The 24,163-nt window shown below is 44.4% G+C and carries 24 protein-coding genes; 19 read left to right on the forward strand and 5 right to left on the reverse strand.

The window, feature by feature from the left end; translation table 11 throughout:
- Positions 1 to 9: 9 nt before the first annotated feature.
- The 5 genes from HPY31_RS04060 to HPY31_RS04080 all read left to right on the forward strand — a co-directional run bounded on the left by HPY31_RS04060 (position 10) and on the right by HPY31_RS04080 (position 4,185).
- Positions 10 to 897, forward strand: coding sequence for an acetaldehyde dehydrogenase (acetylating) (locus HPY31_RS04060; RefSeq protein ID WP_172138627.1), 888 nt, complete (start codon positions 10 to 12; stop codon positions 895 to 897).
- 31 nt (positions 898 to 928) lie between these two features.
- The gene (gene dmpG / locus HPY31_RS04065; protein ID WP_172138629.1) at positions 929 to 1,951 is read left to right on the forward strand and encodes a 4-hydroxy-2-oxovalerate aldolase; all 1,023 of its coding nucleotides are present in this window, start codon (positions 929 to 931) and stop codon (positions 1,949 to 1,951) included.
- A 12-nt stretch (positions 1,952 to 1,963) separates the two neighbouring features.
- Complete coding sequence (locus HPY31_RS04070) at positions 1,964 to 2,752, forward strand: 2-keto-4-pentenoate hydratase (RefSeq protein WP_172138638.1); 789 nt, start codon at positions 1,964 to 1,966, stop codon at positions 2,750 to 2,752.
- A gap of 156 nt (positions 2,753 to 2,908) precedes the next feature.
- Entirely contained in the window at positions 2,909 to 3,520 is a 612-nt protein-coding gene (locus HPY31_RS04075; protein ID WP_172138640.1) for a TetR/AcrR family transcriptional regulator, read from the forward strand.
- Complete coding sequence (locus HPY31_RS04080) at positions 3,517 to 4,185, forward strand: YqeB family protein (RefSeq protein ID WP_172138642.1); 669 nt, start codon at positions 3,517 to 3,519, stop codon at positions 4,183 to 4,185. The genes HPY31_RS04075 and HPY31_RS04080 overlap by 4 nt, the downstream gene beginning before the upstream one ends.
- A 430-nt stretch (positions 4,186 to 4,615) precedes the next feature.
- Here the strand turns inward: HPY31_RS04080 and HPY31_RS04085 are convergent, their stop codons facing one another.
- On the reverse strand, positions 4,616 to 5,098 hold the full coding sequence (locus HPY31_RS04085; protein WP_253721087.1) for a GNAT family N-acetyltransferase: 483 nt from the start codon (positions 5,096 to 5,098) through the stop codon (positions 4,616 to 4,618).
- 320 nt (positions 5,099 to 5,418) lie between these two features.
- On the opposite strand from HPY31_RS04085, the gene HPY31_RS04090 reads away from it, so the two are divergent.
- The 4 genes from HPY31_RS04090 (at position 5,419) to HPY31_RS04105 (ending at position 8,860) form a co-directional block, all read left to right on the forward strand.
- Positions 5,419 to 5,664 (forward strand): hypothetical protein, encoded by a 246-nt coding sequence (locus HPY31_RS04090; RefSeq protein WP_172138644.1) that lies wholly within the window; start codon positions 5,419 to 5,421, stop codon positions 5,662 to 5,664.
- An 8-nt stretch (positions 5,665 to 5,672) separates the two neighbouring features.
- Entirely contained in the window at positions 5,673 to 6,383 is a 711-nt protein-coding gene (locus HPY31_RS04095) for a M48 family metallopeptidase (RefSeq protein WP_172138646.1), read from the forward strand.
- 322 nt (positions 6,384 to 6,705) lie between these two features.
- Complete coding sequence (locus HPY31_RS04100; protein WP_172138648.1) at positions 6,706 to 7,638, forward strand: ankyrin repeat domain-containing protein; 933 nt, start codon at positions 6,706 to 6,708, stop codon at positions 7,636 to 7,638.
- Positions 7,639 to 7,972: 334 nt separating this feature from the next.
- Positions 7,973 to 8,860 carry an MBL fold metallo-hydrolase gene (locus HPY31_RS04105; protein WP_172138650.1) on the forward strand — a complete coding sequence of 296 codons (888 nt, stop codon included), beginning with the start codon at positions 7,973 to 7,975 and terminating at the stop codon, positions 8,858 to 8,860.
- Positions 8,861 to 9,077: 217 nt separating this feature from the next.
- On the opposite strand, the gene HPY31_RS04110 is transcribed toward HPY31_RS04105, so the two are convergent.
- On the reverse strand, positions 9,078 to 10,082 hold the full coding sequence (locus HPY31_RS04110; protein ID WP_172138652.1) for an aldo/keto reductase: 1,005 nt from the start codon (positions 10,080 to 10,082) through the stop codon (positions 9,078 to 9,080).
- 302 nt (positions 10,083 to 10,384) lie between these two features.
- Between HPY31_RS04110 and HPY31_RS04115 the strand changes: the two genes are divergently transcribed.
- Together HPY31_RS04115 and HPY31_RS04120 are read left to right on the forward strand one after the other, a co-directional pair.
- Entirely contained in the window at positions 10,385 to 10,951 is a 567-nt protein-coding gene (locus HPY31_RS04115; RefSeq protein WP_172138654.1) for an SLOG family protein, read from the forward strand.
- 273 nt (positions 10,952 to 11,224) lie between these two features.
- Complete coding sequence (locus HPY31_RS04120; RefSeq protein ID WP_172138656.1) at positions 11,225 to 12,721, forward strand: FMN-binding glutamate synthase family protein; 1,497 nt, start codon at positions 11,225 to 11,227, stop codon at positions 12,719 to 12,721.
- A gap of 111 nt (positions 12,722 to 12,832) precedes the next feature.
- Here HPY31_RS04120 and HPY31_RS29135 read toward each other — a convergent pair whose 3' ends face one another.
- Entirely contained in the window at positions 12,833 to 14,026 is a 1,194-nt protein-coding gene (locus HPY31_RS29135) for a LuxR C-terminal-related transcriptional regulator (protein ID WP_216675415.1), read from the reverse strand.
- A gap of 95 nt (positions 14,027 to 14,121) precedes the next feature.
- Between HPY31_RS29135 and HPY31_RS04130 the strand changes: the two genes are divergently transcribed.
- Both HPY31_RS04130 and HPY31_RS04135 read left to right on the forward strand, forming a co-directional pair.
- Complete coding sequence (locus tag HPY31_RS04130) at positions 14,122 to 15,807, forward strand: amidohydrolase (protein ID WP_172138660.1); 1,686 nt, start codon at positions 14,122 to 14,124, stop codon at positions 15,805 to 15,807.
- Positions 15,808 to 15,833: 26 nt separating this feature from the next.
- A complete protein-coding gene (locus HPY31_RS04135; RefSeq protein WP_172138662.1) occupies positions 15,834 to 16,490 on the forward strand; it encodes a DJ-1/PfpI family protein in 657 nt (218 codons plus the stop codon).
- Positions 16,491 to 16,676: 186 nt separating this feature from the next.
- Here HPY31_RS04135 and HPY31_RS04140 read toward each other — a convergent pair whose 3' ends face one another.
- Together HPY31_RS04140 and HPY31_RS04145 are read right to left on the reverse strand one after the other, a co-directional pair.
- A complete protein-coding gene (locus HPY31_RS04140; protein ID WP_015891283.1) occupies positions 16,677 to 17,783 on the reverse strand; it encodes a toxic anion resistance protein in 1,107 nt (368 codons plus the stop codon).
- A gap of 26 nt (positions 17,784 to 17,809) precedes the next feature.
- Complete coding sequence (locus HPY31_RS04145) at positions 17,810 to 18,469, reverse strand: UPF0016 family protein (protein WP_253901665.1); 660 nt, start codon at positions 18,467 to 18,469, stop codon at positions 17,810 to 17,812.
- Positions 18,470 to 18,722: 253 nt separating this feature from the next.
- On the opposite strand from HPY31_RS04145, the gene HPY31_RS04150 reads away from it, so the two are divergent.
- The 6 genes from HPY31_RS04150 to HPY31_RS04175 all read left to right on the forward strand — a co-directional run bounded on the left by HPY31_RS04150 (position 18,723) and on the right by HPY31_RS04175 (position 24,162).
- Positions 18,723 to 19,511 carry a VWA domain-containing protein gene (locus tag HPY31_RS04150; protein WP_172138664.1) on the forward strand — a complete coding sequence of 263 codons (789 nt, stop codon included), beginning with the start codon at positions 18,723 to 18,725 and terminating at the stop codon, positions 19,509 to 19,511.
- 259 nt (positions 19,512 to 19,770) lie between these two features.
- Positions 19,771 to 20,409: a DJ-1/PfpI family protein gene (locus tag HPY31_RS04155; protein ID WP_172138666.1), complete on the forward strand. Its 639-nt coding sequence runs from the start codon at positions 19,771 to 19,773 to the stop codon at positions 20,407 to 20,409.
- Positions 20,406 to 21,404: an ABC transporter substrate-binding protein gene (locus HPY31_RS04160; RefSeq protein WP_172138668.1), complete on the forward strand. Its 999-nt coding sequence runs from the start codon at positions 20,406 to 20,408 to the stop codon at positions 21,402 to 21,404. The genes HPY31_RS04155 and HPY31_RS04160 overlap by 4 nt, the downstream gene beginning before the upstream one ends.
- The gene (locus HPY31_RS04165; protein WP_253901666.1) at positions 21,388 to 22,410 is read left to right on the forward strand and encodes a FecCD family ABC transporter permease; all 1,023 of its coding nucleotides are present in this window, start codon (positions 21,388 to 21,390) and stop codon (positions 22,408 to 22,410) included. Before HPY31_RS04160 ends, HPY31_RS04165 begins: the two co-directional genes overlap by 17 nt.
- Positions 22,407 to 23,195: an ABC transporter ATP-binding protein gene (locus tag HPY31_RS04170; protein WP_172138670.1), complete on the forward strand. Its 789-nt coding sequence runs from the start codon at positions 22,407 to 22,409 to the stop codon at positions 23,193 to 23,195. The genes HPY31_RS04165 and HPY31_RS04170 overlap by 4 nt, the downstream gene beginning before the upstream one ends.
- A 142-nt stretch (positions 23,196 to 23,337) precedes the next feature.
- Positions 23,338 to 24,162, forward strand: a complete 825-nt coding sequence (locus HPY31_RS04175; protein WP_172138672.1) for a sensor histidine kinase — start codon at positions 23,338 to 23,340, stop codon at positions 24,160 to 24,162.
- Position 24,163: the final 1 nt, after the last annotated feature.

Raw genomic sequence — 24,163 nt, forward strand, 5'->3', positions numbered from 1 at the left:
AGTGCTTGTATGAAGAAAGTAAAAGTAGCCATACTGGGGTCGGGTAACATCGGGACAGACCTGATGATCAAGCTGGGAAGGTCGCCACTTCTTGAACTGACGTCGATGATTGGAATCGATCCTGATTCGGATGGTCTGCGTAGAGCGAAGGCAGCTGGATACTACGTATTCGACGGCGGATTACAACCGTTTATAGAAAGCGGTGCGGATCTTGCAGATATCGTCTTTGACGCTACGTCAGCCAAAGAACATATTCGGCATGCCAAGGCGCTCCGGGAGGCAGGGAAGTTCGCCATCGATCTGACGCCTGCTGCTGTGGGGCCCTACGTAGTACCATCTGTGAATCTCGGTGCGCATTTGAATGAAACGAACATCAATCTGATCACATGCGGCGGCCAGGCTACGATTCCGATCGTTCATGCGATAGGGAGTGTGAGTCCAGTCAGTTACGCAGAGATCGTGGCCACTATTTCCAGTAAAAGCGCGGGTCCTGGCACACGTTCCAATATCGATGAATTTACGGAGACGACCGCTCAAGGTATCGAAGCGATCGGCGGAGCGAAGAAAGGCAAGGCGATCATCATCCTGAATCCGGTGGAACCGCCGATCCTGATGAGGGATACGGTCTATGCCATAGTGGATGAAGGTGCGGACCGACAGGCGATCGTAAAGGCTATCCACCAGACCGTTGCCTATATTCAATCATACGTTCCTGGTTACCGCCTGCGCTCAGAACCGATCTTTGATGAAAACAAAATCACTGTTTTTTTGGAAGTGGAAGGCGCGGGTGACTACCTCCCTACTTATTCAGGCAATCTGGATATCATGACGGCGACAGCGGTGAAGGTAGCAGAGGAGTATGCCAAGCATGTTGTCGGCATCGGCACGAGTATGTAGCTATAGCCATGAATGAAAGGAGGGACCGCAAATGACTCGTGATATTGTGATCACTGAGGTAGCGCTTCGAGATGGAAGCCACGCGATCAATCACCAGTTTACCGTGGAGCAAGTAGTCGAGGTGGCGCGCGCATTAGATGATGCGAACGTGCCGTATATTGAAGTCTCCCATGGTGATGGATTGGCGGGATCGTCCCTGCAGTATGGGCTATCCAGGACTCCTGAACTGGAGCTGATCGAGGCTGCCGTTTCCGTTTGTGAACAAGCGAAAGTGGGCGTGCTCCTGCTGCCGGGAATCGGCACGATCAAAGATTTGAAGACGGCTGCAGCGCTGGGGGTAGGCATGGCTAGAATCGCAACACATGCCACCGAAGCAGACGTCTCCGCTCAGCATATTTATCAGGCGAAAGAGCTTGGATTGACGACAGCTGGCTTTTTGATGATGGCGCATATGGCTGCTCCGGAAAAACTGGCAGAGCAAGCTGGACTCATGCAAAGTTATGGGGCCGATGTCGTGTACATTGTCGATTCAGCTGGCGCTCTGCTACCTGATCAAGCAGGGGAACGAGTCCGGGCATTGAAGCAATGTCTGCATATTCCTGTTGGCTTCCACGCACACAACAATTTGTCTTTAGCCATGGCCAATACACTCGTTGCCATTCAAGAGGGTGCCACCTGGATTGACGGCAGTGTTCGATGTTTGGGTGCAGGTGCGGGCAATACACAAACCGAGGTTCTTCTTGCTGTATTGGATCGTATGGGCATTCAAACAGGAGTCGATCTGTACAAAATGATGGACCTGGCAGAGGATATCGTGTCGCCGATTCTTCAAGTACCACAGGAAATTACCAGAGACGCCTTGGTTCTCGGATACGCAGGTGTCTATTCCAGCTTCCGGCTTCATGCCGAGCGTGCAGCTAGGAAATTCGGCATCGACTCCCGAGATATTTTGATCGAGCTGGGACGACGAAAGGTCGTGGGCGGACAAGAAGACATGATCGTGGATGTCGCAGCGGAAATCGCCCAACTGTACAGCTCTACCAAATTCAGATAGGGGGTGATCAGTGTGCAATCGGAACTACTATACAAAAGGTTGGCTCAGAAGCTGGTGGATGCGGAGTTGAATAGGGAGGTGGTCGTGAAACTGACCGCTGAATATCCCGAGCTGACCGTGGAAGATGGATATCGTATTCAAAATGAACTGGTCTCCCTCAAGCTTGAGCAGGGACATCGAATCTTTGCCTCTAAAATGGGTTTGACCAGTCAGGCAAAAATGAAGCAGATGAATGTGCACGAACCGATTCGGGGCTACATTTTTGACTATATGAATATCGAGGACGGCATTCTGCCAATCAATGAATTGATTCATCCCAAGGTGGAAGCGGAAATCGCCTTCGTTTTACGTGAGGATTTGGAAGGACCAGGCATCACGGAGGGTCATGTCCTGGCAGCCACTGATTATGTGGTTCCCGCACTAGAGATTATCGACAGCAGGTATGCGCAGTTCCAGTTTTCCTTGCCGGATGTCATTGCCGACAATACTTCATCTTCACGTGTGTTTATCGGATCGACCTGGAGAAAGCCTGATGCACTTGAACTCGATTTGGTTGGCGTAACTCTTTTGATCAATGGCGAGCTCAGAGACTTGGGGGCTGGTGCGGCGGTTCTCGGTCATCCAGCCCACGCGGTCGCGATGCTGGCGAACATGCTTGCTCGCGAAGGACGCAAGCTGCACAAGGGAGATTTGATATTGTCCGGGGGCATTACCGGTTCCCACCAGCTACGGGAAGGGGACGTGGTAGTCGCAAAATGGGGTGGCCTCGGAAGCATTGAGTTTGTGGTGAAAACGAGATAGGCAACAAGGCGAGGAGCCGAGAAGAATGCACGGGGTTATCCCGTATTCTCTCGGCTCCTTTTTATGTTGGGAAGCGAATCCCTGATGAATCATCTTGACAGTCAGCGAAAGTAGGCGCTATTATCTAACTAACGATAGGTAGAAAATGGTGAAAAAATGAATAAAAGCGAAGCAACACGACAAAAAATTCTTGAAACGACTACATGGTTGATCGGGCAGTATGGAATTGAAAAAGCTTCCCTTTCCATGATTGCTCAGTCTGTAGGCATACAGAAGCCATCCATCTATTATTATTACGCTTCGAAAGAGGAACTAATAGACGCTGTATTCGCATGGATTTTAGATGGATATAGTTTTGAACAATACTTTCAGATTCATGAGTATACGAAAAAGAATTTTGTAGAGAAGATGGTTCGTGATGGCTTGCAATTGTTAGGTGAAGAGCCTACAGATGCACAAATGCTTGTTGTACAGGTATTAAATGAATTTCTTTTATATGGAAACCGAGAATCTTCCCATAATAAAGAGTACCGATTAAAAATGAAGGCCATTCAGGAAGGCTTTATTGACGGTTTTTTTCGATTACTACAAAAAGGTGAAGAATTTGGTCACACTGATTCAAAAGGATTACGTGAAAAAGCATGTGTATTGGCGTTAACACTCGATAACTTATCAAACTATCCGCTGATCGGCATTCAACTAGATGTATCAGCTGTATGGAGAGAAACCGTTACAAGTGTATTATCTAAAAAAGGAGACTGCAAATGAGCAAGAATCATACAATATTACATTTTTCGAAAACGGATAAAGTTATCTTATGGCTTGGTTTCCCGCTTATCGGTTTAGTGTTCGGCTGGTTTCTTCCGAGTATTGCTAAATGGGGCAGCTCTTTGCCATGGATACCCTTCCAGGGACCCTTACAACTAATTGCAGCCTATAATGGAGCATGGGTAGGTATTGTTACGATGATCCTTGGTCTGATTGCGGGTATTGCCTTGACTCTACTCTCTTTCCATGAAAGCTTAGAAACGTCTGTATATGATGATAAGGTTACCTGTAAACTTCGAGATGATGAAATTCTTTTTAAAAAGAAGGATATCTCCCTGGTATTTATGGATAAAAAGCAATTGGTGTTTTTAGGTCATGATGAGAAGGAACTATTTCGTTCTAAGCAAGAGCTTACGAAAAACACAGTAGGTGCGGCATTTAGAAAGCATGATTATGCTTGGAGCGATACGGATCCATTTCAACATGATTTTAAAATATGGGTTGTGGATTCTCCTGACCTATCTCCTGCTACGAATGCTCTATTAAAAGCAAGGGAAATAGCCATTGAAAAAGGAAATGATAAAGAAGCTTTTCAATTGGCTCAAGAGCTTTGGAAACTAAGAGTATCCGTAAAAGAAAAGGACAAAAGGCAATATTATCGATAAAAACTAGCAGGTATTTCAATATTCTCGTTTTATGAGGCTGAGCAGCTTGAACTGCTTAGCCTCAAGTTCATTTAACATAACGCTAGCTTCAACAATCGTCGGAACTGAATCCGATATTTAAGTTTGCTGCTAAGCGATTTGGAACAGGTGATTTTAGAGAATTGGTGTATCGGTTGGTAATTAACTAAAACAGAAGGGATACCGTATTTCTCTGGAATTCATCGGAGAAAATTTGGATACAACAAAACTGATAAACAGTTTCGTAACACCATCCTCTTTATTAAAATTCCACCGACTGTTCAGTTTACATAAAGTATTAGACTAAGAACCCCTAATGGTACAAGGAGTTCTGGTCTTCTATATCACTAGATATTTAAAAATTAGTTTTAGACTCAACGTAAAAATGAAGCAATGCATGGCTAATCTTTCCTCACTGACTAACAAACACTTGTGTCTTTCTTCCAATTTCTATTCGCTCAGTAAATTTACCTCCAGTGTATTCCTCAATTGTTTTTTTCCAAAAATGTCGTGCGGGCTCGTTACTATCTATTTGGTACACTTCCCATGGTCCCTTATGCATATTAAATATATCTTTAGCGACTTGTTTACCTAACCCTGTTCTCCGAAATCTTTTCATAATAAAAAACTCAACAATCGAAAAGTATGAGTTATTTTCATCTCTATCAATCAATTTGACCAAGACGAAACCAGCAATTTTCTCGTGTAACGATATTAAATAGGGAAACCTAGAGCAATCTGTCCAGTATTCGTTTAACGGATATTCACCAAATTTCCCGTTATCTTCAATCTGTAGATCCATAAACTCAGAGAAATCGTAAATATAGAATTGCAAAAGGTTGCTGAGTGTTTCCTTATCTTCCAAGGTTGCTCTCTTAATTTCATAGTTCTTCAATAAAATACCCCTTTTAAGTAGATTACCCCCAAATGTTCAATATTCGGTAAAATATTCAATTCCCCTTTTTGGGTTTATTGTTCTGAACTGCCCGTTTGCGTAATGACTCAAGTTAGTCTAAAGCATTATTTTCTAGTCTACATAGTTTCCCAACAATCACAAAATACCTTATTCCAATTGCCAGATGGATTATATCGGGAAAAATGCCCAATCAAATCCAAATTATTCCCAAACCGTCTTATCAGGAATTGTTACTCGTGGTAGAATGCTGTCAGACAGCGCCTTGTGAACGAAACAGGCGCAGAGGGGAGAATGATTAAGTGAAACCTTGTCCTTCTTGTGGAGCACAAATCGAGGCAAACGAAGGATATCCTTTTTGGTGTGAACATTGTGACTGGAATTTAGCCATCCCATTGAAAGAGCGCCAAGGTAACGCTTGGGAGCGCCTTGAGAGAAAAATGCGTGATACATACGGCCAAGCCTTGTTCAAAGAGCTACAGGGTGGCACCGAGCTCGTAACCAAACAGGGTGTGAGCGAGAGAGTGGCATCTTATTTGAAATCGTAGCGCAAAAGATGGGGGTCAGAAAAGGAATACAGTTCGCGCTCTCTCCTTACTATGAGGTGTACACCACTGAATATGGATGGCGCAGAGCGAGGGTAGTTGTCATCGGTTATCCACTATTGTTTGCGTGCACATCGGGAGAGTTGACCGCACTGCTTGCCCATGAGTTGGCTCATTGCCGAAACAGTGACATTAGGCGGAGCGCTCTGGTATCGCATGCAACGCGTATTCTCCTCAATTGGTGTGATTTGCTTGACCCAATCAAAGACGACGATGATGAATACCATTTTTCATTCATCGCCACGCTCAGTAGAGGGATCATGCGGCTTCTACTTTGGATTCCCTATCATTTGCTGGCTGTTCTCATTCATCTTTATTGGAATCAGAGTCAACGTGCTGAATATGAGGCGGATTGTATGGCGGCTCAGCTTGCAGGCAGTCAGCATCTTATTTCCCTGTTGCAGATCATCCACATGAACGATGTGGTGGAGCCACTGATCGCGAGACATTCCTTGCAGAAGCAAAGTATGACACTTGGTCAGCACTTGCATGAGGCTTTTTCAAAGCTGCCTGGAAAGGAAAAAATGCGCATAGTTCGCATCCTGGAAAGAAGTCAACAAAGCATGGACACGACACACCCTGCGACTCATATGCGGATCGCCATGCTACTTCATAAAGATGCTCCTCCTGCTTTTCAGATATCGGATTGGGAATACAACTAGATATGCCAGGAAATGACCGACCAGCTACAGGAAAAAATGGAGCATCGAATCATAGATGACTATCGCGCCAAGCTCGCTTAATTATATTTCTTTACTCGTGCATACAGCCTTTTCATGCTAATTTGTCGGACGTAAGGCTTCTCTATTATTACTGTCCTAATTGATTCTCCTTATGGTTGTAATGTGATTATTGGTTGTTCGGGTGCACAACGCTGAACGGACAAAAAGGCCTTGCCTGGGAGCTCTTCTCTCTCAAGTGGGGCCTTTTCTCATAATGGTTATGGTATAATCTACCTGCTACATTATCGGGAGGTCAGAAAGCATGTCAATTAAATTGAAACGAAGCTTGCTTTTAGGATTAGTTGTAGTAATTTGCTTATCCATTTGGGTGATTGTTTTACAGAGCATGACTGGGAGTAAGTCGTTATCATCAAATTCAAATTCGAACGCTCAGGACCAAAAAACCGCAGCGGATAAAGCACCTAATCTGAAAAAGGAAAGCCATCCAAACCTTGACGTTCGAAATCAAGACGGAACGCCAAGCTTAAGTAAAGCTAAAGATGAAGTATCTAATCAAGTGGCAAAGTCCGGAAAAGATAAATCTAATCAACCTGAAGTATCGATGAATCTCGATTATGATCAAGTAATTAGACTTACAAAGGGAGATAAGATAGTTGCCATTGCAGATGATCAACTGGTTTCAGAAGAAGCAAGGAAGGCAAGACAAGAAATAGCCGATTCTAGGAAGCAATTTAACGCCTTAATTTTTAATGATCTAGCATTGGAAAATAAAATAGACATGGTGAAGTTATATTTGAAAGCTGGAATGGACCCAAATGCATACATAGAAGTGAAGGTAGGAAACAAGAGTCGTCCCATTCATGCCGCAGCTATGAGAGGCCATTTGGAAATGGCTAAACTCCTCCTTGAACATGGAGCAAATCCTAATCTCCTGGATGGAAATTACTCAGCAATCACCTGGGCAATTGAGAATTATAATATGATTGCCGAGTTACTAAAGTATGGAGCTGAGCCTGATTTAAATTATCAGAACTATCGATCACCACTAATGCGAGTAGTACAGGATGATAGAGTAGACATCGCGAAGTTGTTATTGGATCATGGAGCAAATCCCAATCTTTCGACTCCTTACCACCCAGATTATCCAAACACTTTTATGACTCCGCTGGAGGAAGCAAGGAGAAGGGCAGATCCAGAAATGATTGCCTTGCTTGAGGCATATGTCCGCAACTAGAACTTGCGTTAATTTTAAAGCCGAATTACTCCACGGTAATTCGGCTTTAGTGCTTATTGCAACTTAGAGTTAGAAATTGAATTTCTCCTAGGATACCCCTCTTAGTTAGGTTTACGTCTGTCTTTCCACTCGTCAACTTCTCTTGGATTCGTTATTCGCATAAACGTGAGACAACTAACATACGGGAATTCTCGGAGTATCTACAAAAACGCCTGGTAACACGGGCGTTTTTGTTTGTGCGAGCGGGAAGTGTTGTGTGATAACATGGAAAATATTACTGTACTATTCTGTAGAGAGAAAATGACATCGGCGTATATGGAAAGGGGAGAAGGAAATGTCCACGATTGAACAGATTACCGAGCATATCTTGATTATGCATGCAAGTCATGACACGGATCGCCCCATCCTAGCAGCCATTACGGGGGCGAGAAAAACCCTCTTGATTGATGCTGGAAATTCACCGGCGCATGCCGCGTTATTTCGTCAGGAGTTGCAAAGGCTAGGCGTTCGTCTTCCAGATCTGCTCATACTGACTCATTGGCACTGGGATCATACATTCGGAATGTCAGAATGGGATTTACCTACCATCGCGCAGGCAAAAACCGCACATTCATTGAGCAAGCTGATGGGGCTGAATTGGTCGGATGAAGTCATGGAACAGCTCTGTACGGAGAAGATCATCAATGCCAGCACGATGGCTCACATCAAAAAAGAGTACGGAATGAACCGGCACTTGATCCGAATCGTCGAGCCGGATATCCTATTCGATGAATCGATCACGATCGACCTTGGTGGCGTGACATGTCAAGTGAACCGTGTGGGAGGAGATCATTCGGAAGATTCGTGCTATGTATACGTAAAAGAGGATCAAACACTGTTCCTAGGAGATGCCTTAGGTCCCTCTGTTTATGGCGGACCGCGCAGTTATACAGCCTCCCGTTTTCTGCGTGTGTTGAAGCAAGCGTACCAGTCTGAAGCAATCCTTTTCGTGGAATCGCACGGCCGGCCATTGGATCGAGCTGCCTTTCAAAAGGAGCTCAGTGATTGGGAGCAGCTAGCTCTGCTCATAGAGCAATACGGACAAAACAGAGAACAGATCGTAAGGGAGATGTGTACCTTCCTCCAGGTGTCAGAGCTTCCTCATGAATTTTCAGAAGCTCTCGAATGGTTCATGGTAGGGGCTGCCTGCCAATCATCCGATTCATCGGGTTCGTACATTTGATTTTGTGAGAGCTACACCGGTTCCACCCGCTACCGGAAGGAGATGTCGGCAGCGACAAATAGGGTGGCTTCGGAAGCATTGAGCTTGTGGTGAAAACGGGATAGTACGTAAAGCGAAAAGCCGAGAAGAATGCACGGGCTTATCCCGTATTCTCTCGACTTCTTTTTTCATTGGAGCCTATCAGGCGCTCAATAATCACGTTGCCAGCGCTTTATAATTAGATTGGGAGTGGAGCGTTTTGTGCCACCAGTTTCTGTTCACTCATTTCCTGCCAGAATGCTACAGGAATCACTTCGTTCATCGCAGCTACGTCCTCCGTGATTCGATCCGGGCGACTTGCACCAGGGATGACGGCAGCAACTGCTGGATTCGCAAGCACAAATTGCAACGCAGCAGCCTTGACGCTAATCTTGTGACGATTGGCAATCGCTTTGATACGATCGACTTTTGCCATGATTTCAGGCGATGCTTTCTGATACTCGAAGTGGGTACCTCCAGCCAAAACACCTGAGCTATACGGTCCTCCCACAATAATGTTGGCATTCATTTTTTCAGCATAGGGCATCACGCGTTGCAAGGCTCGGTCATGATCCAGTAGGGAGTAGCGACCAGCCAGCAAGAAGGCATCCGGCTGTAATTCATCCAATGCCATCGCGATCTCGATTGGCTCTACACGGTTTACGCCGAGTCCCCATGACGTAATGACACCCTCCTCACGCAAACGAGTCAAAGCACGAAAGGCACCTTTTCGCGCACTTTCAAAGTGTGAGAGCCATTCGTCGCCATAGAAGTCCTGTGCGATATCATGAACGTAAACAATATCTAGGCGATCGGTCTGCAACCGTTTCAGGCTGTCCTCAATCGAACGAAGCGTACCGTCTTCACTGTAATCCACGTGGAGCTTATTTTTGCGACCGTTTTCGAACAGTCCTACCTTTTCACCCAAGTCACGTAAGGCTGGATCTTCCAGTTCGTCCAAGATGATACGCCCAACTTTTGTGCTCAACACATACTCGTCACGCGGACGTTTGGCGAGGGCTTCACCCAATCGAAGCTCAGCCAAGCCAGCACCATAGGATGGGGCGGTGTCAAAGTACCGGATGCCATTCTCCCAAGCAGCATCGATAGTAGCTAGCGCTTCTTCATCCGTGATGTTGCGGTACATATTGCCAAGTGGGGCCGTACCAAAACCAAGTTGCTTTCTTTGCAAAATGTTCTTCATATATAAATTCCCCCTGAGAAGTGTGCATATTTGATGGGATTTACTGCTTTTGTATCGACGACATTTCTTGAAAGATATCATTGTCTTCTACAAAGACGCTGATTTTCTTTTGACTCATTATGGGGTATACTCTCACATAAAAAAAGAACGCACTTTTTAGTTTGATAGGAACCTGAAAGTAACTATAATCGGTCTTCTAATTTTCTAACTATGCATCACATACATTTCCCAGCGAAAAAGTGACAGCGAGTGAAAAGAAATCTAATTTCTGCTAGCGCTTTTTTTATAGTAGAGGTGACAACATGTTAAAACGTTTATTTGTTTCAGGATACAAGGCTCACGAGCTTGGAATATTTAATGAAAAAAATCCGGGATTAGCAATTATAAAGAAAGCACTGAAGCGGGAGCTCGTAAGATTTCTTGAGGAGGAGTTGGAATGGGTCATCATATCTGGCCAACTCGGGGTAGAAATGTGGGCAGCCGAAACTGTTCTGGAATTAAAGAAGGAGTATCCACATCTAAAACTGGCGGTAATTACTCCATTTTTGAATCAAGAGGAAAAGTGGAAAGAAGAGACACAGGATTACTACCGAAATATTGTGACGCAAGCAGATTATATCAATAGTGTCTATCAAACACCTTACCAAGGAGTATGGCAGCTTGGAGAGAAAGACAAATTTTTGCTATCGAATTCAGATGGTATCTTGTTAGTTTACGATGAAGAAAACGAAGGCTCCCCGAAATTTTTAAGTAAGCTTGCCGCAAAAAAAGCGGATAGTAGCGATTATCAGTTGTTTCGCATCAACGCATATGACTTACAGACCATAGCAGAGGAACAGCAGCAGGAATTATTCAATGACTCCTTCTAATCAAACAGCGACAAACCTAGATTATTTAGTCCCAAACTTCCCGGACAGGATCGCGCCGTTAACTGTTGAAATAAGTCATCGCCGTTTTTGTGAGAATAAGCTTGTCTAACTGGCTTATACTACAAGCAGGAAAAAAGAATACGATACTGCAGTAAGCCAAACGATGGTAAAACACAAAATTCTTGAAAATCCGGCCACTATCGCTAACCTGCGCATGGATCATTCTTATCTGCATATACGCTATTGCTAACGGTATCGAAGGGGAGAAGTATAATGGGAAGTAAATGGATGTCTTTTGACATCGGATCATTTACGGGTACAATGACAGCCATTCTATTTTCAGGAATTCTAGCGCTTATTTTTTCCAGGTCGTTGCTGCAATGGATCATTGGCCGGTTCACTAAGCGGCTGATGAATGAACGGTATCCCGAAAACATTTGGGAAATGGTAACGGCTTTGACTCGCCTGCCACCAAGAATTTTGATTGAAAATAGCTTGCGAGCTTCAGAAGGGGCGGTCATTGAAAGACCGTTTGGGAGTCCGCGTAAATTTCTTACTTACGATGGACTTATCTTTTCTCCGGCACAACTGGCCACGTTAGTCACCCCTGAAGATGTAGATATAGATATGCGGATTACCATCGGACCTCAGGCAAAAAAACCTTTGTCGCTGGAAATACCCATTATGGCTGGAGGAATGGGATATGGGATTGGTGTGTCAGAGAAAACAAAGATAGCGATTGCAAAAGGAACCGCTGCAGTCGGCACATTAACAAATACGGGTGAAGGGGGGTTTTTACCCGAAGAGAGACAAAACGCCAAACATCTAATTATTCAATACCACAGCGGTAAGTGGTCAAAAGAGCCAGAAATTCTCAAACAAGCCGATGCAATCGAAATCCATATTGGGCAAGGAGCTATTGCTGGTGCGGGGAGTTTTATCCCTTCGGAGTACGTTCAGGGACGAGCCAGAAAAATCATGAAAGTGGAGAATGATGATTATGTCGTGATTCCTTCCAGGCATAAGGATATCAATAAACCGCAAGATCTTCGCAAAGTAGTTGATCATCTCCGCGCCCTTACTGGTGGAATCCCCATTGGAGTTAAAATATGTGCAAGCGCAAAGATTGAAGCCGATTTAGAAGTCGCCATTTTTGCAGGAGTTGATTTTATAAGCATCGATGGCGGACAGGCGGGATCTAAGGGCGGACCTCCCATCTTGGAGGACGATTTTGGAATTCCCACCATTTATGCTGTTTCACGTGCCGTACATTACTTACAAAAACGCGGGGTGAAGGAAAAAATCACCTTGTTAAGCGGAGGAGGATACTTCACGCCATCTGATTGCTTGAAAGCATTTGCGTTGGGCGTTGATGGTGTCTATATGGGGACGGCACTCCTTTGGGCGATGACGCATGATCAGGTAACAAAAGCAATTCCTTGGGAACCTCCTACTCAACTTGTTTTTTATCCGGGAAGTTTAACTGCTCAATTTGATGAGCAGGAAGCAGCAAAGTATTTAGAGAACTTTCTTACGTCTTTTGTGGAAGAAATGAAAGTCGCGATTCTTGCATTGGGAAAAACATCTGTTCATCAAGTTGGTGTTGATGATCTTGCAGCCCTTGATGAATTGACGAGCAAGGTAACAAAAGTTCCTCTTGCCTATGAACCGTATATTCTTTCCAAAGAGTTTATGGACTCGCTATTGGTTCCGAGCGAGGGTGACACTGATCAATTTGAAAACTACGCAGACCAGATTGGATTAACGTAGTTGGGAGGATTCATTCCATGCTGTGAGTGCGAATGCATTCACAGCTTTTTTAGTGTAGAAGTTACTGTATCCCCTGCCGTATGCGCTTATCATCGCGTCATAAAAAGATGACTACCAGTTAATCTTGTAACACAAGCTCGTTCTGTTCGTCACTTCCATTTTCTTGTAAATATTTTGCAAGTGCCTTTTGACCGTATTCAGACTGATGTGTAATTTGCCCGAAATCTGTTTGTTTGTAGATCCTTGCTGCACAAGCTCGTAAACTTCCCACTCTTTCGGGGTCAGGAGGGCAAGCTTGTTACTGTCATGCGATGCAATTCGGCTGGCTATTTTGCTTTTTGGGACAAGGTATATAACATATTGAAGCTTTCTTTGATAGGAAGATTGAGTCTGAAACGAGTGCTGGACATGTATCGTTACTTCCTGCAGTGTAGGTGAATGGACTGTCGTGACAAAAGCAGGGAGCCTGTTGGTAGAATGGTCTGCCAAAAGCTGCCCAATAAAGGCTTTGATCGGATTCGTCCATGTATTCCCACGGTTCAATTCGATGCAAATGTCCCGGGCCGCCGGATTCACATAGCGGATAAAGGCTGGGGGCTCGACGATAATCATGCCGATGGAGGACATATTGGAATGGGTCTCAAACAGTATTTTTTCATTCTCCATCTCTTCCACACGTGTATGCATGGCCCAAGTATTGGCAATATGCTTGGCAAGGATCCCCAATACTTGGGCATCATCAGCGGTAAACCCTTTTTCCTGTTTGGAGCGTGCCAATCCAATACCGCCCACCAATTTGTTTTCCTTTTCCAGATAAACACTAATCATATCGTAGTTTCCGTATACTTGCATAAATTGTTTATAGTAAACAGATTGTTCATATTCCTCATAGGACATGATGTCATTGATCCGCAAAGCCTTACTGGTAGCAATCCGGTGAAGAATCTTTTGGGGATGCAGCAAATCGAATTGAAAATAATAGGAAACATATTCTTGGATCAGTCGGTCCTCTACGTTGTAGGTGAGCGGATCGCATAAATTGCCTTGTCTGTCAGCTGTCCAAAAGATAGATCTGTTAAAACCAAATAGTTGTGCCAGCGAAAGCAATACCTGCTTGCGAAAACTCTCTGCGGGAACCAGAATGGAGTCGATAAATTGTAGAACTTTCAAATAATCTGTTTTCGATGCGCCCTTATCCAGCAAATTGTTTTCCCCCTTATGGTACCAGGTTTCCACAATCATAATACATACGCCCATTGGCAGCAACATGGCCTGACGGGGTGCGGAGACGAGCGCAAAAATCACCCTTTTGGGTAATAGGCAGCGTTTTCAGCTTTTGTCATAATAAAGCTCAAGCAAGCACCCGTATGGATAGGGAAGGAGGGCGGCTAGCTATCTGATTGTCTGCGATTCTACTTTCTTGCGAAGGGGTTGTTCATTTGGTGGCACCGGATACGGTTTATTTGAATGGACAGATTTATTGTGTAGTTCCGCGCTATCGCTACGTTGAGGCAGTAGCGGTGAAAGAGGGAAAGTTCGTTGCAGTGGGGAGTAACGACGAAATTAAGTCGCTGATCTCTCAAACAACCGAAGTAGTTGATTTGAAAGGAAAGACGGTCTTACCTGGCTTGCATGATATGCACATACATGCGTACTTGGGGTCTTATTCCATGTTAAATGAATGCCACCTTCCTCGCGAATCTCATAAGTCAGTAACAGACACCTTGGAGTGCGTCCGAGAGTATGCCAAAAATAATCCAAGCAAGCCATGGATTGTAGGGGTGGACTGGCAGCCCGAGATTATGCCGTACATAAACAAAAGCCAGTTAGACGCTATTGATTCTTCACGTCCTATCATTTTATACGACTTCTCCCATCATAATGCTTGGGTGAATAGCAAGGCATTAGAGATTGCAGGAATCGACGCCCATACCTTTGACCCAGAGGGCGGTCACATCCATCGCGATGAGAGTGGAGAGCCAACAGGAGTCTTGATCGAGCTGCCTGCGATACAGCTTGTCGCCAAACATATTCCCAAAGGCGGTGAGCAAGAACATTTTGAAGCAGTGAAGTGGGTCGTGAACCAGCTCAATTCCTATGGGATTACGGGCATAAAAGAACCGATGACGGATCGGGAAATCTTAAAGACCTATAAGCAGTTGGATGATGAAAACGGACTTCATTTGCGGGTAGTTACCAACCTTATGTACAAGGTGCGATTAGAGATCAGCATGGAAGAGCAGTATGCGTTGATCGAAGACCGCAAGAAGTACGCTTCTTCCCATATTTTCACGAATTTTGCGAAAATGTTTATAGATGGAGTCCCTGCATTCAAGACTGCAGCTTTTATGCAGCCGTATCTCGGAGACAAAGATGCCAGCGACAACATTTTGGTTGATGCCGAACAGCTTAAAAAGGATCTCGCTTATTTAGACAGCAAGGGTATCACAGTCAAAATGCACGCCGTCGGAGACGCAGCGATCCGGGTCGGACTGAATGCCATTGAGGCTGCTCGAGCGGCAAACGGGTTCTCTGGATTGAAGCATGAGATTGCCCATACCGCCTTTATTCATCCCGAAGATATTCATCGTTTCAGCGCACTAGATGCCGTGGCAGAATTTTCACCGATGATGTGGTTCCCTTCCGATTTTCATACCCAGGATAAAGTGGTGATTGGGCCCGAGCGCGCAGATGGCAAGTATTCGATTCGAAGTGTGGTAGATACTGGCGCTTTGGCTGTCTATGGAACGGACTGGCCTGTCGTGCCGTCGTTTAATCCGTGGCCGAGCCTCGAAGCGATGGTTACCCGTCAAAACCCGTATATCGATTATCCAGGGACAGTGAATGCCAGCGAGGCCCTCGACGTCGTTCAAGCTATCGAACTGTTTACGATCAATGGCGCACGGTCGATGTATCTGGATAACATAACCGGATCAATCCAGGTAGGGAAATCAGCCGACATGATTGTTCTTGACCGCAACCCGTTATCGATACCGCCAACCGACATTCGAAACACAAAAGTCCTGTGTACGATTTTGGAGGGTAAAACCGTTTATGAGATTGCAACTAATTTACCTACAACTTAGAACCAGAACGAAAGGAGAATGACACTATGGAAGTCGCTATTTTGTTGTATAACGGTGTGACAGCATTAGATGCAATTGGTCCTTATGAAGCATTCGCTGGAAGTATGAAATGCAAAATCAAATTTGTCGCGAAAGAAAAAGGATTGATTCAACTCGATTCAAAAATGGGTTACCTGCATGCAGAATACTGTTATGCGGAAGTCCCTTCTACGGATGTTTTAATCGTTCCTGGCGGTATAGGTTGTAAGGAGCTAATGAATGACGAAGAGACGCTGAACTGGATTCGCCAGTTACATAAGACGTCGAAATGGACGACTTCGGTTTGTTCAGGCTCAATGGTTCTCGGTGCTGCAGGTCTACTGGAAGGAGTACCGGCAACGAGCCACTGGTTTGTTTGCGAATCTCTTCGCGCTCTCGGTGCGATTCCGCAGGAGGAGCGGGTGGTGCACCATGGGAAGATTGTCACTGCAGCGGGCGTGTCTTCCGGCATTGACATGGCGCTCCAGGTTGTAGCTTGGGAGTTTGGAGTAGAAATAGCACAGGCAACGCAGTTGACGCTTGAGTACGATCCGAAGCCCCCTTTTGATGCGGGATCGGTTAAGACGGCACCGCCAGCGATTGTACAACACACGAAAAAAGTTTACACGGAACTAATGGGCAGTGAAAACTTCTTTGTAGAATAATGTTCAGTGAAAAAGCTTCATCAGGTGTCGGAGAGCTCCTTGAAGCGGGAATACATCTTCGAGCGATTCGTAGAATATTCGCTTAACACTGCTTACCTGACTGCGTCATCTCCCGGGGAGCGATAGGTCGCCAAGGAAACAAAAGAGGAAACCAAGGAAAGATCACTTGGTTTCCTCTTTTGTTATTTATTGTAGAAGTGAGGTTTGCTGATTGGCTGGTGCAGAAAGTTGATTTGGATCTGCCATACCGAGTTTTACTCTCATGTCTGCATTGAGCTTATCCATCTCTTGGATGAAGTTTTTGCTAGAATCGATAATTCTCCGATTTGAATCTTCGGTAATTTGGATTGCACTATACACATCATTAAATGCCTGCTGCAGTTTATTGATTGCGATACTTGGTTGCTCCAGCATCGAAGTGATTTCTTGTGTATTCTGTTTTAAGCTTTGAGCATTGGCTACCAGCATATCCTCAATGGCCTGGTTGGTATTTTGTACAGCTTCGATGACCTTCTTCTGATTATTCAAGGCCAACTGAATGGCAGCGGACACTGTGACAACGTTTTGCGTCATCGTAATCGCGTTAAAGACAGCTTCATCCAACTTTTCATTATTGTCCGCAATAACATCAACAGAAGCGATAGATTGTTGTAAAATGTTGATCATTTGACTCATATTTTTTACTCTTGTTACGACTTTGACCATTGCTTTTTCAAATTCGGGTTTGCGAAGTTGATTTTCAGGCTTATTGCTTTCAACTTCAAGCATCTCAAGCAACTTGTTCCCGAAGTAAATCCGCTTCTCTAATTCATAAATATTTTCACCGGATTTTTTCTTAATGTATTTCAAGTTAATGACATCTTCTTTTAACTTGTCACTGCCATTAAGCAAGGAGGCAATGATGTTATCAATTTGTGTACGAACGGATTCATATTTTCGAATGTATTGGGAAATAGGGTTTTTCCCTAAGATTCTGTTGAAGAGATTGCTGATCCCACCGCTTTGAAAGATTTTATTCGGATTCAATTCTTCTGTGCAAGAACGAAGCTTTAAGAGTGTATTGGGAATATCATTGTTTTTCCCTTCCATCAGATCTTTCACAGGTCGTTTTAGAATTTCGAGAGATTCAGCAGCATTTCGTTGGGTGCTTTCGCCCAAATTCCCCAGTTGCTCCAAAATGGAATCCATCTGGCTTTGATTATCCGTTTGCAGCTGGCGCACCACATTTTCTGCTTCCGATTGGATCTTAATGATGTCTTCTTGTTTAACTAATTGGATAGCCTGTGTCGTCATAGCTCTAACACGCTCCTTAAAAGTGATTAGTAAATTTCTTTGGCATTATATTTTTCGGTGATAAGAGTAAGCTTTCTCTCCAACTCATAGATGTCGTGTTGTTCAATAGATGTAGAGATCACTTTCAGCTTTAGGTTGATGTCACGGAGACCATCTAATAATTTTCGTCTATTCTTCAGCTTGTTTTCAACACTCAGCCTCAAGAAGGGGTTGATGACACTATTCAAGTCTTTCATGACGAGCATTTTAATATCATGCTTCGTTTGTGCACTACCGAGCGTTTCTATGTAGGGGAGGAGAGTATCGATCTTAGAACAAAGGTTTATTGTCTTTTCGGATATTTCATCATCGAGGTTGTGCTTTTCATTTTCGTTAATCACAATTTCCTTAATAACTTGTAGATACTCTCGTATTTCTGATGAATAGGTAGATTCCAGTTCCTTTTTCGTTTGTTCACTCCCCGTTTCAGTAGAAGGAATTCTCTGGTCCGGTTCTGGTACCGTAATTCCACTGAATCGCTGTTCTTTCTTTTCACCTAAGACAAACCCTATGGCTGCTGCTAGCAACGGTATGGCTAACATGATAAAAGTCGGAAGTATTGTGGATGCAAGTAAAGCTAAAAAGTATCCCGTTATAGCACCAAAGAATGCATATCTTTTTCTGTATCTAGCTCTTATTTTCATCATTTATCCTCTCTTTCTTACTTATTTATTGGAAAGCTTGTACCCCATATATAACATGACAAAAAAATATGTAAAGATGTCTATTTCGATTTTCGACAAAATTCTCAAACAAGAGAGCCATCAATAGGGGGAACGATGGGTTAGGTTCCCTATATATACTTGATTTTAGCATTTTATGGTACAATTTGTTTAATAGATTCTACATATTTCTATTGATCAACCAAAAGTGTTTACATAATGAAAGGAAGTGATCTTCGTGTCTATTGATTTGAAAAAGAAAGCAGAAGAAAACTTTATTAGTCTGAAGAAAAAAGCTAATGAAGCCATCTCTAAAGTCGGTTTGAATGGTCAAACAGCTCGGGTCGCAGTAGCTATTGATATTTCTGGTTCGATGCATACGCTATACAAAAATGGAGTAGTCCAACGAGCTGTTGAGCGTTTGCTTGCGCTTGGTGTGAAGTTTGATGATAATCGCTCGATTGACATCTTTCTGTTTGGCAAAAATGATTACGAAGTAGGAGAACTGTCTGAAAGGGATTTCTTCAACTACGTAAATGATCACATTGTCAAGAAATATCAACTTGAGGGTTATACAAATTACGCGGGGGTAATGAAACGCATCACGAAAAAGTATTACCCACAAGCTTTTGAGGGTTCCTCTACCGGTGGAGGGTTCTTCGGAAAGCTATTTGGTGGGCAAAAGTTTTCAATTGACCAGAATGCGTATCAAGCGCATTACCAGAATAGTGAACCAGTATACGTTTACTTTCTAACAGATGGGGATAATGGCGATAAGGATGAGACGGAATCAGTAATTCGGGAAGCATCCAAATTGGGTATCTTTTGGCAATTCGTTGGGATTGGAAATGAAAAATTCCAATTCTTGAGTAAGCTCGATAACCTTCAGGGACGTTATATCGATAACGCAAACTTCTTTACTTGCACTGATCTTGATCGGATCTCAGACGAAGAGTTGTTCAAACGTTCTCTTGCAGAGTTCCCGTCGTACCTCACGAAAGCTCGTTCTAAAGGCTTAATTAAATAAGAACAAATCGAAACCAGCTCAAATTTAAATTTGGCTGGTTTTTTGTTCATCCCCGCCCCGTTACTGAGAGTTATATCCTCCTGGAATCGAACAACAAAACTTCACATAATAGCCACATCAATAGCTCTTGTGAGTCATTCTACCTTCCTTGGCCGCTCTATATAATTTGGGCATAGAAAATGGTTCCTTACTTGCATTTGCAGATGATGGTTTGGCGCAAATCCATGCTAAAACACGAATGATGACAGGAGGAGTATTTATGCAACCTTGGAAGATCGGTATCTTGTTGTTTGACGACGTTGAAGTGCTTGACTTTGCAGGTCCGTTTGAAGTGTTTTCCGTGACGGCGCTGAATCGCGGTCAAGCGGATGAATGTAAGCCTTTCCAAGTAACCACGATTTCGGAATCAGGTCATTTCATCACAGCGAGAAACGGCTTAAAGGTAATTCCCGACTATAGCATACATACCGCTCCTGCGTATGATTTGCTAGTTATTCCGGGAGGGGCAGGAACCAGGCGTGAGATCCACAACCCAGTATTGCTCGATTGGATCCGTAAGCACTCTGAAGAGGTTCAATGGATGACATCCGTTTGTACAGGTGCTTTGCTACTGGCCGAGGCCGGATTGCTCGATGGTAAACGTGCGACAACGCATTGGGCAAGTCTGGATAGTATGAGAAGCGAATACCCCAAAGTAACTGTCGTCGAAGGTGTCAAATTTGTCGATGAGGATCGGATCGTCACTTCCGGAGGCATTTCTTCGGGCATCCATATGGCCTTTCATATGGTAAGTCGATTGCTCGGAACGAAAGTAGCAGCAGATACGGCAAAATTAATGGAATACGATATTCGCTTTGATGAGGATGGAGCTAGTCCTTCCATCCAAAAAGCTGAATGAAGGTAGGAATGCAAATGAAAACCAAGATTACGTTTGCACTGATGAGTCTTCTATCATTGCTTACTGTAATCGGTTGTAGTTCCTATTCGACTTCCACTGTCATGCCGAATCCAGGCAGTACTAAAACGTCGTCTTCCAACCCGCAGCCTTTTTTAACCTTTACTGACGATACAGGACAAGAGGTTGTTTTAGTGAAAAAACCAGAACGCGTGGTCATTCTGAATACAGAGGTGCTTGGTCTCTTCTACCAGCAAGGGGGTGTAGCGATCGCACGAGCCAACGCATCGGGAACTCCCGTACCAGATGCGGCCAAAGCGGCCGAAGATATCGGGGAAATTAACCAGGTTAGCTTGGAAAAAGTCACAAGCTTGCAGCCAGATCTTGTAATCGGGCATCCTCGTTTTCATGCCAATTTGAAAGATGCTCTCTTTACCAGTCAAATACCGCTCGCTTTAGTGAATATCAATAGCTATGACGATATTCAAAGAACCGGAAAGCTGTTCGGACAAATCATCGGAAAAGAAGCAGAGTCGGAAAAGGCATGGAAAGAAACGGAAAAACATATCCAGACGATTATTTCCAAAGTGCCTAATAGATCGGTAAAATTTACTTTCATTACAATCGCATCTAATGGGATATCCATTCAAAAAAATGGCAACCTTGCACTCGATATAGCGAATAAATTGAACTTGAAAAATGTGGCTGAAGGTATGCAGTCTAGTCAAATGCCAAGTTCCGTGCCCTACAGCATCGAGAAATTAATTGAGGCTGATCCGGATTACCTTTTCATGGTTGTATATGGAACGGAGGAATACGGCCGCCAAAAGCTCAAAGATGAATTGGAAAGCAACCCTGCATGGGCATCGCTTCGGGCTGTGAAAGAGAAGAGAATGGTATTTTTACCATCCGATTTTGTAAATTCGCCAGGTTTGAAAATCGATCAGACATTTGAATATCTCGCCAAGCTGGTATATCCCGATGCCTATGAAAGATAAATCGACATCAGGGTTTCGGAAAACCACCTCATGGCGAATTGGCGTCCTCTTGATTTTAATCCTATTGGCTGTGGCGGGTGTAATTTTCAGCCTTGTCTGTGGAGCAGTCAAAGTAAGCTTCATGGAAATTATTCATGTATTTACAGGAAGCGAGCAAGGCTCGATACGGGAGATCATCTGGAACGTCCGATTACCAAGAACCCTGCTTGCTGGTCTGATTGGGATCAATCTCTCACTCGCGGGTGCTTTGCTGCAAGGAGTCATGCGGAATTCGATGGCGGACCCGCACATTATTGGTGTATCATCGGGAGCAGGATTTTTCGGCATCGCCATGCTTGTCATGTTTCCGGCTTATGCATACCTGATGACGCCTGCCGCTTTCCTGGGAGCGCTTGGGGCGGCACTGTTCATTTATACACTTGCCTGGAAAAACGGGGCGAGTCCCGGGCGGATTATATTGGCAGGGGTGGCTGTTTCTGCTTTTTTTAGCTCGGGTACTTCAGGTCTGCTTGTATTCTATAGTGAGCAGGTGAATGGAGCATTGCTATTTCTTGTGGGCGGGCTTTCGGCGAAAAGCTGGCCTCATTTACAGATCCTGCTTCCTTATTCCATAATCGGTACCCTTTTCGCACTAATGACCACTCAGAGAATGAATATCTTAATGCTTGGAGATTCGGATGCGAAAGGGCTGGGTCTGCATGTCGAGCGTATGAGACTACTCGTTACAGCCATCGCGGCGCTCCTGGCTGCCAGCGCAGTCAGCGTTGTTGGTTTGCTTGCTTTCGTTGGTATGATTGTTCCTCATACTGCAAGGCTGCTGATCGGAAACGACTATCGAATCTTGCTTCCTGTCACTGCATTGCTTGGTATAGCTGTACTTACCATATTCGACACGCTCGCTCGCGTTATTTTTGCTTCCGTTGAACTGCCTGTAGGGATTATGATGGGTGCTGTCGGCGCTCCCTTTTTTCTGTATTTGCTTAGAAAGAGGGGGGTGCAAGAATGATTCGTGGAGAGCATCTGGTTGTCAAATATCGCGGAAATATGGTCATGGACCATGTAAATATTCGATTTGAATCAGGACTCATTCACAGTATCTTGGGTCCGAACGGATGTGGGAAAAGCACGTTATTGAAAGTGCTCTCCCGCCAGCTGCAGGAAGAAAGCGGCGTGGTCTATGTTGATGGAAAAGAGGCAAAGGAGTGGGGGATGAAGCCGTTCGCTCGTCATCTGGCCATGCTTGCACAATCGCAGGATCGATTGTCGGATATCAGCGTGTATGACCTGGTCTCGTACGGACGTTTTCCGCATAAAGGGTTTATGCAGCGACTTGACGACGATGACAGGGCGATCGTGGATTGCGCGCTCAAGCTAACAGGCATGGAAGCATTCGCAAAAAGAAGCGTACTCGAACTGTCGGGCGGGGAACGGCAACGAGCTCGAATCGCAATGGCAGTAGCCCAGCAGCCAAAAGTATTGATGCTAGATGAACCAACAACTTATCTGGACATCTGTCATCAACTGGAGATCATGGAACTTGTCTTGCATTTGAACCGCGTTCAAAACATGACAGTTATTATGGTACTTCACGATTTGAATCATGCCGCAGCATACTCCGATCGCATTACTGTCATGAAACAAGGCACCGTTTATGCTCACGGAAAGCCAAGTGAAGTAATCTGCGCTGAGATGCTGAGGGATGTATTTGAGGTAGAAGCATGCGTAGAGATGGAAGAAGGGAGCGGTCATCCGATTATCAAATCGATGCGGCTTTTGCCGGTAAAGCGCTGAATAAAGGAGGAAAGAAAATGATCCATGACGCCTCATTCTTTCTTCGATAAGCACGCAAACAGACCCGTTACGATTTTTTCAATGTGCCGGGTCTTTTGTTATTTCTCTAAGGACACGTCATTTCTGCGAGGGGATTTTTTGGTTGACTTATAAACAAATGAAATGGTTGATTTTGACGATTCCTACATTAACGATTGGCACATGGGAGTATGTAAGACATGAGTTTCTGCTTCCCTATATTTCCATGGAGCTGGGAAATTGGCTTGCTCCTGTCATTGTGTTAGTGGTAAGCCTGTTGTTTTTGACACAATTGTTCGCGATGATTGAGCATAATCATGAGGAATTAAATCGTTCAAAGGCTGTACAGGCGATTCTGGAGGAACGCGAGCAAATCGCTCGGGAGTTGCATGATGGGATCGCCCAATCATTATTCTTCTTAAATGCCCAGGTATCACGGATTGAGCGCATGAAGCAGGTAGACGAATTGCTTATAGACAAATTCAAAGAGAGCGTTCATCACACGAACGATTACGTAAGGCAAGCCATCGCAAATCTACGGTATGCGCCAGATGTGAACAGAATACCGTGGCTGCAAGGAGTGGAGAGCTTGATTGACGAGCTGCGCCGTGAAACCAATTTACAATTTAAAACAGAATGGGAAATTCCAGAATCTCTGCTCTCAACTAAAGATAAAGTGGAGTTATTGGCGATTGTTCGAGAGGCATTACTCAATATTCATAAGCATGCGAATGCTACCTGTGTACGTGTACATGCGTGCGCAAACAAAAATGGATGGATTTGTAAGATCATAGATGATGGAAAAGGATTTGATCTGGAGAAGGAGATTAGAGGAAGCAGCTATGGACTTAAGATGATGCGGGATCGCGCTAACAATATGTCCTGGAACCTAAACTACGAACGAATAGATGGAGAAACGAGGGTCACGATTTTAAAGGAGGCAAAATAAA

Origin of the sequence: Brevibacillus sp. HB1.3, assembly GCF_013186635.1 — a bacterium.
GTDB classification, from domain to species: Bacteria; Bacillota; Bacilli; order Brevibacillales; family Brevibacillaceae; genus Brevibacillus; species Brevibacillus brevis_D.